At 46.4% G+C, this 12351-nt stretch carries 12 protein-coding genes; 3 read left to right on the forward strand and 9 right to left on the reverse strand.

Going from position 1 to position 12351, the window contains the following annotated elements:
• Window positions 1–24 precede the first annotated feature (24 nt).
• The 3 genes from Q4Q52_RS04325 to Q4Q52_RS04335 are packed head-to-tail and all read right to left on the reverse strand — an operon-like array spanning window position 25 to window position 2215.
• Window positions 25–738 (reverse strand): M15 family metallopeptidase, encoded by a 714-nt coding sequence (locus Q4Q52_RS04325; protein WP_311989917.1) that lies wholly within the window; start codon window positions 736–738, stop codon window positions 25–27.
• A complete protein-coding gene (dapE, locus tag Q4Q52_RS04330) occupies window positions 732–1871 on the reverse strand; it encodes a succinyl-diaminopimelate desuccinylase (protein WP_311990091.1) in 1140 nt (379 codons plus the stop codon). The genes Q4Q52_RS04325 and dapE overlap by 7 nt, the downstream gene beginning before the upstream one ends.
• On the reverse strand, window positions 1871–2215 hold the full coding sequence (locus Q4Q52_RS04335; protein WP_311990092.1) for an ArsC family reductase: 345 nt from the start codon (window positions 2213–2215) through the stop codon (window positions 1871–1873). The genes dapE and Q4Q52_RS04335 overlap by 1 nt, the downstream gene beginning before the upstream one ends.
• 271 nt (window positions 2216–2486) lie before the next feature.
• Between Q4Q52_RS04335 and Q4Q52_RS04340 the strand changes: the two genes are divergently transcribed.
• The gene (locus tag Q4Q52_RS04340; protein WP_311989918.1) at window positions 2487–3893 is read left to right on the forward strand and encodes an MFS transporter; all 1407 of its coding nucleotides are present in this window, start codon (window positions 2487–2489) and stop codon (window positions 3891–3893) included.
• A 220-nt stretch (window positions 3894–4113) separates the two neighbouring features.
• On the opposite strand, the gene crr is transcribed toward Q4Q52_RS04340, so the two are convergent.
• The 5 genes from crr to Q4Q52_RS04365 all read right to left on the reverse strand — a co-directional run bounded on the left by crr (window position 4114) and on the right by Q4Q52_RS04365 (window position 9136).
• Window positions 4114–4623 (reverse strand): PTS glucose transporter subunit IIA, encoded by a 510-nt coding sequence (crr, locus tag Q4Q52_RS04345; protein WP_006081821.1) that lies wholly within the window; start codon window positions 4621–4623, stop codon window positions 4114–4116.
• A 71-nt stretch (window positions 4624–4694) separates the two neighbouring features.
• Window positions 4695–6398 (reverse strand): phosphoenolpyruvate--protein phosphotransferase, encoded by a 1704-nt coding sequence (gene ptsP / locus Q4Q52_RS04350; protein ID WP_226060151.1) that lies wholly within the window; start codon window positions 6396–6398, stop codon window positions 4695–4697.
• 203 nt (window positions 6399–6601) lie between these two features.
• Complete coding sequence (locus tag Q4Q52_RS04355) at window positions 6602–6859, reverse strand: HPr family phosphocarrier protein (protein ID WP_006081819.1); 258 nt, start codon at window positions 6857–6859, stop codon at window positions 6602–6604.
• Between the two features lie 28 nt (window positions 6860–6887).
• Window positions 6888–7283, reverse strand: a complete 396-nt coding sequence (locus tag Q4Q52_RS04360; RefSeq protein ID WP_006086817.1) for an ACT domain-containing protein — start codon at window positions 7281–7283, stop codon at window positions 6888–6890.
• 215 nt (window positions 7284–7498) lie between these two features.
• Window positions 7499–9136 (reverse strand): methyl-accepting chemotaxis protein, encoded by a 1638-nt coding sequence (locus Q4Q52_RS04365; protein ID WP_006086816.1) that lies wholly within the window; start codon window positions 9134–9136, stop codon window positions 7499–7501.
• Window positions 9137–9493: 357 nt separating this feature from the next.
• On the opposite strand from Q4Q52_RS04365, the gene Q4Q52_RS04370 reads away from it, so the two are divergent.
• A complete protein-coding gene (locus Q4Q52_RS04370; RefSeq protein ID WP_011846921.1) occupies window positions 9494–10222 on the forward strand; it encodes a DUF3334 family protein in 729 nt (242 codons plus the stop codon).
• 105 nt (window positions 10223–10327) lie between these two features.
• Window positions 10328–11383, forward strand: coding sequence for a LacI family DNA-binding transcriptional regulator (locus Q4Q52_RS04375; protein ID WP_006081815.1), 1056 nt, complete (start codon window positions 10328–10330; stop codon window positions 11381–11383).
• A 122-nt stretch (window positions 11384–11505) separates the two neighbouring features.
• Here the strand turns inward: Q4Q52_RS04375 and Q4Q52_RS04380 are convergent, their stop codons facing one another.
• Window positions 11506–12132 (reverse strand): PolC-type DNA polymerase III, encoded by a 627-nt coding sequence (locus Q4Q52_RS04380; protein WP_115334511.1) that lies wholly within the window; start codon window positions 12130–12132, stop codon window positions 11506–11508.
• Between the last annotated feature and the right edge of the window lie 219 nt (window positions 12133–12351).

The raw sequence follows: 12351 nt of genomic DNA on the forward strand, positions 1-12351 counted from the left end.
AAATCTGCGGCTATTATTCCACAGCTAAGGCTGAGCGATACGCAATACGTATTCATCCACTAGATAGTCTAATCGGGCGAGTACCGCATCTTTTAGCAACATATCACTGTTTTCTAACAGGATTGCCAGTTCGGCACGATCGAATTGTGGCAACAATAATTGCGCTACAGGGAAATAGCTGATGTGCCAAGGCTCAGGACTGACCGCGCTTTGTCCCTGTTGAAACGGGAAATAAAAGCCAAAATCATGGGCATTCTCCACTAGCCAAGCATGCAGTTTGGCGCAGGGGCCAGCTTGGACATATTCAGCTTCAACAAGGCGCAGGGCTTTAACATCAATTTGAGCCGCATCGAACACATCGAGATCGGTACCCCAATGGTGACGTGAAGCGCCGGGCAACGCCGACCAGAGTAAAATCAAGTCGACGATGGCATCGTCACTCAATCCCTTAATACTTACCGCCTGCTCATTGGCATCCAATACCGCGCGTTTACCGCTAGCCTTGGCGTTCCAAATTGCCAGTTGCCGCTCAAAGGGACGATGAGCCGAGCAGATGGCGAGTGCTATGCCCGCATCTTTGGCTTTTTGAGCCATCGCATTAAAGGCGATGGCGGTGTTCGCTTCGAGCCAAAAGCTATGATACCCATGGTGATACGGACTTAAATATTCCACCAATTCAGTGGCGTTTAAGCCGTAAAGCTTTGCGGTTTCGGGACGGATCTTAAGATGTGCTAACACAGTAATTGTTCCAAAATGACTTCATAACACAGGGCTAACTGCTCAAGGTCGTCCACTTTAACGCATTCATTCACTTTATGAATGGTGGCGTTGACAGGGCCAAGCTCTAACACTTTGGCACCCGTTGGTGCGATAAAGCGACCGTCTGATGTGCCGCCTGTGGTTTGCGGATCGGTTTCATAACCTGTGACTTGGCGGATCGCGATACGGGTTGCATCTAATAATGGGCCATCACCGGTTAAAAATGGTAGGCCATTGAAAATCCAGCTGATATCGTAATCTAGCTCATAGGCTTTCAATAGAGTTTCAACTCGCTCAATCAAGATTTCGGCGGTCACTTCGGTGGAGTAACGGAAGTTAAACATCACTTCCAGTGCGCCAGGGATCACATTTGATGCACCTGTGCCGCCATTAATATTGGCGATTTGGAAGCTGGTGGGTGGGAAAAACTCATTGCCATTATCCCAGTGCATTTGACTTAGCTCGGCCAAGAAAGGCGCGGCTTTGTGGATTGGATTATCGGCAAGGTGTGGATAGGCCACGTGGCCTTGAATGCCTTTCACGGTTAAGTTGCCAGTTAAACTGCCGCGGCGACCATTTTTGACCACATCGCCCAGCTTTAGGGTTGATGAGGGTTCGCCGACTAATGCCCAGGTGATCTTCTCGTTGCGTGCTTCTAAGGTATCAATGACTCGCGTCGTACCGTTGATAAAGGGGCCTTCTTCATCGCTGGTGATTAAAAAGGCGATTGAGCCATTATGATCGGGATGTTTAGCCACAAAACGTTCGGTGGCAATGACCATAGCCGCCAATGAGCCTTTCATGTCCGCGGCGCCGCGGCCATATAAGTAGCCATCGATAATGGTGGGCACAAAAGGCGGCGTGTGCCAGCGGCTCACATCACCCGTTGGGACAACATCTGTGTGGCCGGCAAAACAAAAGACCGGACCTTCATTACCACGGCGAGCCCACATATTGGTGGTGTCTTCAAAAACCATAGGTTCGATATTAAAGCCGATGGCGCTGAGTCTTTCAGCCATTAAGGTTTGGCAGCCTTCATCAAGTGGCGTCACCGAAGGGCGGGCGATCAGCGCTTTTGTTAGTTCAGTTACAGGATAATCGTCGGCTGGCATCATAGTGAAAATACTCTTTTATAGGCGGCTTCATCAAAGCCAATCAGCACTTGTTCACCGACGACCAAGACGGGGCGTTTGATCAGTGTCGGTTGCGCCAGCATAAGTTGAATGGCTTTGGCTTGATCGATATCGGTTTTATCTGCGTCACTGAGGGCACGAAAGCTTGTGCTGCGCTTATTGAATACGGTTTCCCAGCCCGAGGTTTTACACCAGAATTCGAGGTCTTCTTGACATAGGCCGTCATCTCTAAAATCATGGAAATGAACTGGAAGTTGATGATTTTCAATCCATTTACGTGCTTTACGCACTGTATCGCAATTCTTAATACCGTAGAGGGTCAAAATGATGCTCCAGTGTGGATGGACGCTTGGCTGGCAAGCATTGATTTTGCTGGCATTGTGGCATTGTGCGGCGCATGTCACAAGTGGGATGTGTTGCCGATATCTGGTGAGTAACAAAACGCTAATTTTCTAGGGATAATAATCGCTATCGCCTTGCTTTGGCTTGACTTTTTAACACTTGTTTAACTTAAATGCCTTGTATATATTGTTTTTTCATTAAAATCAGTTTGATATCTGGCGTTGACTCTAGCGCGACTTTTAAAGGATTAAAATGCACAGCGATGTTTCTTTGCAGCGATTTAAGCAATTTCCGCGCTTGATGTGGATATTTTTGTTTGGGTCGTTTATCACCCGTGGCAGTTATTACATGGTATGGCCATTTTTAGCTGTTATTTTATATGAGAAATTTGCGCTAAGTGCCACAGAGGTCGGCATGGTCTTGTCCAGCGCCGCGATTATTTCGGTATTTACCAGCTTTGTTGGTAGCTCATTATCCGACAGGATCGGTCGTCATATGCTGATGTACGTGACGGGCATTCTCTATATCATCTCGTTTTCGTTATTGGCTGAAGCCAATTCTGTCGAAGGGTATGTGGTTGTGATGACATTGTGCTCTATGGCCACTTCACTGTGGCGACCGCTGACATCGGCGGCTATTGGCGACATTATTGCCGATCCTAAAACACGCGAATTGGCGATGCAGTCACTGTATTTCATCGTCAACGTAGGCTGCGCCGTTGGCCCTATGCTGGGGGTATGGCTTGGTCTTACGGGCAAGCAGTCCAGTTTTTACCTTACCGCAGTGGCCTTTGCCGTGCTGTTAATTATGTTGTACTGGGGATTTAACCATCAAAACCGTCAGGATGCGGCTTTGGCGGCTGGCGCCTCATCGAATGACAATTTAAGTGGCGGTACGAGTGGCACTGAAAGTGATGGTGCAAGTGAGTGTGCATGTGACTGTGTAAATGGCTGTGTAAATGGCATGACAAGTGACGGTGTTAATCGTGGCGTGAATGGCTTATTGAGTGATACTGAGACGAGCACGAAAAAAGCGGCAGTCGTGAGCCGTAAGCAAATTGTCGCCATTCTATTGCAAGATAAACTGCTGCAATGTTTAATTTTCGCCAATATTTTATGTATGTTCATTTATGCCCAAATGGACAGTTCGTTGATCCAATATCTCACTCGCGCTGGTGCGCCTGATTTACTGACGTTAATCTCTGGCATGATTTTCACTAATGCTATGGTGATTATCTCAACCCAATTTTTGCTATTGAAACTCATGGCCCGTTTTCCGCTTGTCAAACGGATTCAAATCGGATTGCTGTTACTGATCTGCTCACAGATCTGGCTGGCATTTAATCCGCTGGATCTTTTTTGGGGCTGGATAGGCGCAATTGTGGTGATGAGTGTCGCCGAGACGATTTTGTTCCCCACTATGAATGTGCATATCGACCGCCTAGCTCCTGACCATCTTCGGGGTGCTTACTTTGGCGCCGCCTCATTCTATGACTTAGGCTTTGCGCTCGCGCCCCTTGGCGGCGGTATTATATTGGATCATTTTGGCGGTCAGTGGCTGTTTTTGACCGGTGCCGCACTCTCGGTATTAGTGATTTATCTGTACAGTATTTTGGATAGACTACCGCGACCCGATTTTTCCATGTTTAAAGCGGATTAGTGTACGAGAACTCTATCTCAGCTCGTTGCTGCTAACGTGATGGCTTAGCGTGAAAACGACTGAAATGGATTGTTCTAAATGCTGTGTATCGAGACTGCTACAGCTTGGCGAATTCAAATACCGTGTTAGGCTCGGTTTTCAAAAACGTAAAAGGCTGGCTCATAATTATGAGCCAGCCTTTTATTATTCAAAACACAACCGATAAACGATGCATGTTGAATTAGAGCTGTACTGTAAAGATCACGTCTTTACCTGCGGTGACACTGCCTTGGGCCTTGTCTAGGTATTTGACGTCTTCCATGTTTGCCAGCACGACAGGGGTGAGTAGGCTGTCGACTTGGTCTTTAAGATAATCAATATCGAAGGATAAAATCGGATCGCCGACTTTCACTTCTTGGCCTTCTTGGGCTAAACGTTTAAAACCTTTGCCCCTCAGCTCGACTGTGCCGACGCCAAAGTGCACAAATAATTCTAAACCTTGGGGAGACTCAATGCTGAAGGCATGATTTGTCTCAAAAATTTTTCCGATGGTGCCGTCGATAGGCGCAAGAATTAATTCGCCTTTGGGGGCGATGGCAATGCCATCACCGACAATCTTCTCAGCAAAAACCACATCGGGGACTTTTTCAATCGCGACGATATCGCCGGAAACGGGGGCATATACCATGATACCGCCAGCTAACTGAGTCTGGCCCGATACCAAGCGCCTTATTCGGCTTAAAAATCCCATAATCTAGAGCCTCTTTTGCTTGTATTTGTCATTGTTTTTGTTCTGTAATGCAGCATAACGAATAAATGTCTCTATTTATAGCTTGTTATACACTGCTGTAGACCTGCAATTCTATCTTGTTGTAATGCTGTGTGCGCCAGCGCCGAAAATTGTTGGATGTTGCCTTGGCAAATGGCAGCTTTGACTTCTAACAGTGAGCTTAAGTTAACACTGAGTTCGTCCAGCCCCATGCCGATTAACAGCGGTGCAATTTGTGGTGAACTGGCGAGTTCGCCGCACAGCGACACTTTCACATTGGCCGCTTTTGCTTGGACTATTGTCATGTTAATTAACGCTAAAATGGCAGGCGAAAGGGACGGATAGTCGCGGGTAAGCTGCGGGTTTGTCCTATCGGCTGCCATTGCATATTGGGTTAAATCATTGGTGCCAATGCTGACAAAGTCGAGTCGTGGCAGCATAGCATTGAGGTTAAATACCGCTGCGGGGGTTTCGACAACGATACCGTAGCTGAGTTCACCGTAGCCTTTCTCTTCTTCTTCCAGGGCATCCTGGCACTGGGCAATCAGTGCAAACACTTCATCCAATTCTTCGACTTGATTGACCATAGGGAACATCAAGCGGATCGGACCGTGGTTTGCGGCGCGCAAAATAGCCCTCAATTGGGTTTTAAATAAGTCGGGGTGTGCCAAGGTATAGCGAATACCGCGCAGCCCTAAGGCGGGATTATCTTCTATTTCTTGGCACAGGCAAGGCAGTTCTTTGTCAGCACCGATATCTAAGGTGCGGATGGTAAAAGTTTTACCGCCCAGAGCGTGCAATGCATCGCAATATAAGCTGTATTGGGCTTTCTCATCGGGCAGGGTGCTGACGTTCATCAACATAAATTCAGTGCGAAACAAACCTATACCATCGGCGCCAACATCGCTGACATGGGTGATGTCGTTGAGATTACCCACGTTGGCCATAAGCCCTACGATATGGCCATCTTGGGTTTGCGCTGGGCCATCCTTATAGGTTTGCAGCGCTGCCCGTCTTGCCTGTTCGTGGTGAAAGGTGACGGTAAGTCTTGCCTGTTGATCAGGATTAGGATTAACGCAAAGCTCACCATTGAGCGCATCGAGTACTAAGGGCGTGCCGTTGGGGATCGAATCGGCATCAAACTGACAACTTAAGATGGCTGGAATGCCGGCAGCTCGGGCTAAAATCGCCGTATGACTGGTTAAACCGCCAGTTTTGAGCACAATACCGCAGAGGTTTTCCCTCGGCAATAAGGCAAATTCGGCGGGGGTTAAATCTTGCGCCAACAAGATGGTGGGTCTGTCGAGTTTTTCGAGCCCTTGGTTTAAATGACCATTGATCGCGGCGACAACGCGTTGGCCTAAACAGCGTACATCTTGGGCTCGATTGGCTAAATAGGGATCATCTAGGGATTGCAGCTCGTTGGCTTGATGGGCAAATATGCGTTCAACCGCCACACTTGCCGACAGTTGTAAGGTACGAATCGCATCGTTCACTTGCTCGATTAATTCATCGTCTTCCAATAACAATAAATCGGCTTCGATCAGTTGATAATTTTCTGAATCGCTATCGAGCGCAGCTTGGCTGTGGGTTAATTGTGCCTGCAGCTCTTGCAAGGCTTTGGCAAACTTGCCCTGTTGTTGGGGAATTTTCGACAGGGGAATAGGGCGATAATCGAGGTGGTGTTCGGTGTGAATAAGGTGAAGTGCCTGACCAAAGGCAATTCCCGATGACACTATAATCCCCGTTATTGACATATCCCTTCCTAAATTAACCACTGAACTGAGTGCCCGTTAGCGCTAGCGAGTCTAGTTGAGTGGCGTTGAGTTTGTAAAGCGTTGGCATGTAAACTATTGGCACGAACAGAATCCGTTTCAACTAATCCCTCGTCGGTAAGATCTACATGTAAGCACTTAGATATTAGTGCGCTAATCAGTGCACTAGTAAATAGGATAAAGGCCTAGCTTAGCGTGATCAGCAGCTCGGAGACTTTCTCAACCGCGGCTTGTGCCTGTTCACCTTCGGCAAACACTCTTACCGTGACGCCAGAATATAGCCCTAAAGTTTGTAGCTTAAACAGACTCTTAGCGCTGGCTTGCTTACCATTACATTCGACCATGACATCGCAGTCAAAGGTTTTGGCTTCTTTAACCAGTAAAGCTGCAGGGCGGGTGTGAATCCCATGTTTGGCGGTAATGGTGACAGATTTTTCGTACATAGTGGATGAGCTCATATTTAATGGGGTATTACACTTCGTCTTTCGATTCTATGATGTGGTAGCCCTGTTTTTTCAAGGCGGCGATGGCACTTTTGAGGCGATTATTTTTCACGAGGATGTAATCGGTATCAAAGGTGGAAATCGCAAAAATACTGATTTGTTCGTCCGCTAAGGTGCCAGACACTTTAGATAAAATGCCTGTCATCGAGAATCCGAGTGGCCCGAGCACTTCAAAACAACACCAGCCCGGTTCTTGCTCTAGGCTGTCGAGTTGCATCTCACTGGAAATGACTAAAGATAAACCTTCTTGGGTTTTACCAATGAAATACATATCCTGTGCAAAAACCTCACTGGGCAATACGGCATTCGGGCTAAAGCTATGAATTGTGTACTGTTCAGGGTGAACGGCTAAGGTCATTCGCATGGCAGTGTCTCGGTTGGATTTTTAAGGCTAAAGCATACCGCATATCAAACGTTAGCGTGACAGAGAATTTGTGGTTAATGGGACTTTTTCGTTGAAGTTCATTGTTGGTGAGCTAGCGGTTAACCAGGGTTACCGGAAACATGTGCAACGAAAAGGGCGCCCTATGGCGCCCCTGTCGACAAGTCATACACCTTTACACAGCCCAGACACTTTAGTTAGATTTTAAACTGACCCAAGGTGCGGGACATGTCTTGGCTAATGTCTTGCAGTGACTGAGCCGCATGATTGTTGCTCTCGTTAGCTTTGACTGATACTTCCGTTAATTCCGAAATATTACAAATATTTCGATTAATCTCTTCGGTCACTAATGATTGCTCTTCGGTGGCGCTGGCTAATTGGGTATTCATATCACTGATATGGGCAATTAATTGCAGAATCGCTGCCATGGCTTTACCCGCTTCGTGGGCTTGGGCTTGCAGCTCATCGGATTGCAGCTGAGTTTGATTGTTGCTTTTCATCACTGAGCCGACACCAGATTGGATCTCGCTAATGATTTTTTGGATCTCATTGGTCGAGTCTTGGGTGCGAGTGGCGAGGGCGCGGACTTCATCGGCAACTACAGCAAAACCGCGGCCATGGGTCCCCGCTCGCGCAGCTTCAATGGCGGCGTTAAGGGCGAGTAAGTTTGTCTGCTCGGCAATGCTGCGGATCACATCGAGAATGCTACCGATTTGCTGTGAGGCGACACCCAGTTTTTGGGTGATAACTTCAGAGGCTTTTAATTCAGCCACCAGCTTTTCAGTATTGCTGACCGTGTTGTCAATCACCACTTGGCTTTGCTGCGCTTGTTCTTTTACGCTGTTCGCCGCATCGGCCGCTTGCTGGGTGTTGCTCGCCATTTCATGGGTGGTTGAGAGCATTTGATTGACTGCGGTGGCAACGCTACCCGTTTCTCTGTGGATATGCTCAGCACTTTGATTGGACTCTTCAACTGCAATTAAGAGTTGTTTGGCGTCAGTGTCTAATGCTTGGCCTAAAGGCTGTAAATGGCCGACCATGTCGCCAATTTTTTGTGCAAACATGTTAAAGGCGCGGGCAAGATGGGCAATTTCATCTTTACCTTGGGCATTAATGCGCTGACTTAAATCGCCTTCGCCTTGGGCAATATCTTCAAGGGCATCAATGGCATCATTCAATGGCGAGGTAATGGAATGATTAAGCACAAGGAAGAAAGCAAAAATCGGCACTGAAATCAAAAACATAATAATCAGGTAATCGATAATAACTGACTTTAAACTCGCTTTAACGTCACTGAGATAAGCACCGGTCATCACTGTCCAGCCCCATTGTGGGTAGTAACGGGCTTCGGCGAGCTTATCTTCGATAGCGCGAGTCATAGGATCGGCTATGGGGTATTCGAGGGTGGTTTTAGATTTAGCCCGCGCTAATGGCAGCATAGTGGCCAATGGATTAGTGCCATTGGGTAATTTAAACGTTAATGCTGAGGTGCCAACAAGACTTGCATTGTCACCGTGGGCGAGGATTTGATTATTATCATCAATAACAATGAAATAGCCTGAGCCAGAATAGCGAGTCTGATTGATTAACTCAGCGGCAGCTTTCTTGGCGTCTTCTTCGCTATATTTACCTTTGAGCGCATCCTGACGATGTACATCTATCACGCTTAACATGCTGGCGAGTTGACCGTCTATTTGTAGCCATTTCTGCTCAATTAAATTGCTGTACTGTTCTTTAATCGAAAAACTGGCAAAACACACAGTCCCTATCGCGGCCATAAGAAGCATCATCATTAAGCGTTGCAATATGGTAAATCGGCGCAAAAACGTGATCATTTAGGTTTCTCAAAGGCTAATAATTGTTGCTTAATATACCTGCGAATCAATCTCAATTGAATCGTCTGTGACATAAATTCAGCAAAAGCCGTTATAAAATATGAGTTTCTTTGATCTAAAGCAGGGAATCATGATAGGGAATTTTAATCTGTTGCATTATGGGGCATGTTCTTATTAAGTTATTCCGTTTTTTAAGTTCTTGCGCCTTGAAGGTTTTATCTGACCTATTAAATATCAATAAGTTAGCATTATGTTAACTTTACGGCCTTGCTAAATTAGGCTAATCAATTGTTTTAATTTTGATTTTTTACACTTTTACGCGCAAGATTAATGCATTATTCAGTTTGAGAATCGATTATGACCACAAATACTATCGTAACGTCGGATGATATTTTACTGAAGTTATGTCACTCAGTCGCCCACGTGCTCTCTAGCACCAGTGCCAGTAATGTTACCCACGCGGGTATGGTTCAAAGTATCGCGCGCACGCGTCTAAAACCCGATCTTGGTTGTTTCTCGATTTTTGATGGCGGTTTTTCGGGCCTAGTCGTCATTAACTTTTCATCTTCGGCGGCGATTGAAATCTACCGTCGCTACATGCTGAACATGGGCATGCCTGAATCTGAGTTGGCATTTTCGCATACGTCAGATGAAGTGAGTAACGTGATGGGTGAGTTGATGAACCAAATCTTAGGGGATTTTATTAATAAAATTTCAAAAGAATTACAAACGTCAATCAGCCAAAGTCAGCCAAAAATGTTGACGATTAATAAAGAGTTAACTATTTCAATCGATGCTAACTTAGATGATGCGGTCGCCCGTAGAGTGTCCTTTAGAACTGAAAATAATCATATTTTCTACCTCGAATTTGCCATGGATAAAACTGAGTTCATTCGTTTAGATGAATTTGTTTACGATGAAGAATTCGACCCCGACAGCCTGTTAGAGCAGCACAGCACGATAGGCAGTAATAAGGACTCAACGTCGAATGTTTCGCCTTGGGTGAAGATGGCCGACAAACCCGCCATTGCGACTCGCGCCATTGATAATGACGCCGATGATTTGCTCGATCAGCTTGGCATTTAAGCAGAAAATCCAAGTGTAAGACGGATGTTAACGCATTCGTCTATACAAGTTAGCGGAACTGTTTTAGTATCGACGCAAAATAATCACTAAGGTTACCTCCTCTCTATGGCATCGAAAGCGACCTCGATTGATATTGCTTATCGTGCTGGCGTATCCCAGTCTACGGTTTCCCGTGCCCTTAGAAACAGTCCGTTAGTCAATTTAGAGACCCGTCAACGTATTCAAGCCATTGCTAAAGAGCTGAATTACAAGGTTGATAAAAACGCCAGTAATCTTCGCACCCAAAATAGCCATACCTTAGCGCTGTTATTGTGTGAAGACCCCACCAATGATGACTCGTTAATCAATCCCTTTTTTCTGTCAATGCTAGGCTCCATTACCCGAGCTACGGCGCAGCAGGGTTATGATTTACTCGTTTCTTTTCAGCAATTATCCAGCGATTGGCACGCCGATTATGAAGACAGCAATAAAGCCGATGGCATTATTCTGCTCGGCTATGGCGACTATATGGATTACGAGCAAAAGCTGGAGCGACTGTTAGCGCAGAATACCCATTTTGTGATTTGGGGCGCCGAGCATAACAATAAGTCTGTGTTGTCGATTGGTTGTGATAATCATCAAGGCGGCTTGATTGCGACAGAGCATTTGATTTCCCTTGGCCGCAACGCTTTTGCCTTTTTAGGTGATGCTTCGAGCCATAGCCCTGAGTTTAGGGACAGATATTTAGGCCATGTGAAGGCGCTGCAAACGGCGAATATTCCCGTGGATCGCACTAAGCAAGTGTCGGCCATCAGCACAGAAAGTTCCGGCTACGATGCCGCTATGGTGTTGATTGCCCAAGGCGCTAAGTTTGATGCGATATTTGCGGCCAGTGATTTGATTGCCATCGGCGCGATTCGGGCGCTGAAAGAAAAGGGTATTTCAGTCCCAGAGCAAGTGGCTGTAGTGGGATATGACGATATTCCGGTGGCGAGTTTTGCTAATCCGCCATTAACGACCATTAAGCAGAACACCCAATTAGCCGGTGAGATCTTAGTCGACAGTGTACTCAAACTTATCCGCGGACAAGAGGTGAGTGCGCAGCTTATTCCGACAACCTTAGTGGTTCGCAGCTCCTGCGGCATTGATAGCGCGCCGCTTAAGCCGTTACCGCTAGCATAATGTTTTTGTCGGCAACCGATTGAATCGTTAATTTTACCTGTTGAAACTAAGCTGATGGAACAAAGCCGATAATCCTAGGATATATCGGCTTTTTACTATCATTTAGCGGCGTTGTTCTTTGATCACTTGCCTGCGTATTGACGCAAAAACTTTGGTACATCTGCTTTGGTTTTCTTAGCGATTTTTTGCAGTAACTCAAAGGTAGGGGCATTGACGCCGAACTCTTGCTGAAGGTCTGCCAGCATAGCTAGCCACAAATGGCCGGTCATTTCGGCATCGGCTAAGGCGCGGTGAAAAGTGCCATCGGTTGGCAACTGTTTATAACGCACTAAAGTACCTAACTGATGATTGGGTGCCGCTTGATACAAACGTCTCGCCACCAGCAAGGAACAGCCAAATTGCCCAAGATAACGATGCCGAATTTGGGCAAACTCCGCATCTAAAAAGCGCTGATCAAATGCCGCATTGTGGGCAACTAAATTGTGATCGGCAATAAAGTCGGCAAAACGTGCCATCACTTCATTGCAGGGCGCCGCGTCCCTTAGCATTTGATTGCTGATCCCTGTGTAGTCCTCAATAAAGCGACTTATTCTAAATCCAGGGTTCATTAACTCAGAAAATCTTTGAGTGATCACACCGTCTTCTATCAGTACAGCGCCGATTTCAATCGCGCGGTCCCCTTGATTGGGCGATAGCCCCGTGGTTTCAAAGTCGAGCACGACCAAAGTGTTAGCTGCTGATGTAGGCATAGATCTTACGTGGACTCAATAAATGATGTGTCAGCATTAGCGCTGTTTGTGGCGAAATGCTTTTTGATAAGCCGATTGTAATTCAATACGTTAGTAAATTCACTATCACATTGATGCTGACAAAAGACTTAATGCTTTGTTGATCCGGTCGAGCTTTCTTGGTTTCGCTTCCTGTTAGCATTTGCTGCTATGAATAACAGTTTGGTTTGTGAGCAACCC

The organism is Shewanella sp. SP1S2-4, assembly GCF_031932075.1.
GTDB lineage: Bacteria > Pseudomonadota > Gammaproteobacteria > Enterobacterales > Shewanellaceae > Shewanella > Shewanella baltica.

What these genes read in the sequence shown, in the direction of transcription:
- dapE (WP_311990091.1), bottom strand. Translation starts at nt 1,871, where the DNA reads ATGCCAGCCGACGATTATCCTGTAACTGAACTAACAAAAGCGCTGATC.
- Q4Q52_RS04340 (WP_311989918.1), top strand. Translation starts at nt 2,487, where the DNA reads ATGCACAGCGATGTTTCTTTGCAGCGATTTAAGCAATTTCCGCGCTTG.
- crr (WP_006081821.1), bottom strand. Translation starts at nt 4,623, where the DNA reads ATGGGATTTTTAAGCCGAATAAGGCGCTTGGTATCGGGCCAGACTCAG.
- ptsP (WP_226060151.1), bottom strand. Translation starts at nt 6,398, where the DNA reads ATGTCAATAACGGGGATTATAGTGTCATCGGGAATTGCCTTTGGTCAG.
- Q4Q52_RS04355 (WP_006081819.1), bottom strand. Translation starts at nt 6,859, where the DNA reads ATGTACGAAAAATCTGTCACCATTACCGCCAAACATGGGATTCACACC.
- Q4Q52_RS04360 (WP_006086817.1), bottom strand. Translation starts at nt 7,283, where the DNA reads ATGCGAATGACCTTAGCCGTTCACCCTGAACAGTACACAATTCATAGC.
- Q4Q52_RS04365 (WP_006086816.1), bottom strand. Translation starts at nt 9,136, where the DNA reads ATGATCACGTTTTTGCGCCGATTTACCATATTGCAACGCTTAATGATG.
- Q4Q52_RS04370 (WP_011846921.1), top strand. Translation starts at nt 9,494, where the DNA reads ATGACCACAAATACTATCGTAACGTCGGATGATATTTTACTGAAGTTA.
- Q4Q52_RS04375 (WP_006081815.1), top strand. Translation starts at nt 10,328, where the DNA reads ATGGCATCGAAAGCGACCTCGATTGATATTGCTTATCGTGCTGGCGTA.
- Q4Q52_RS04380 (WP_115334511.1), bottom strand. Translation starts at nt 12,132, where the DNA reads ATGCCTACATCAGCAGCTAACACTTTGGTCGTGCTCGACTTTGAAACC.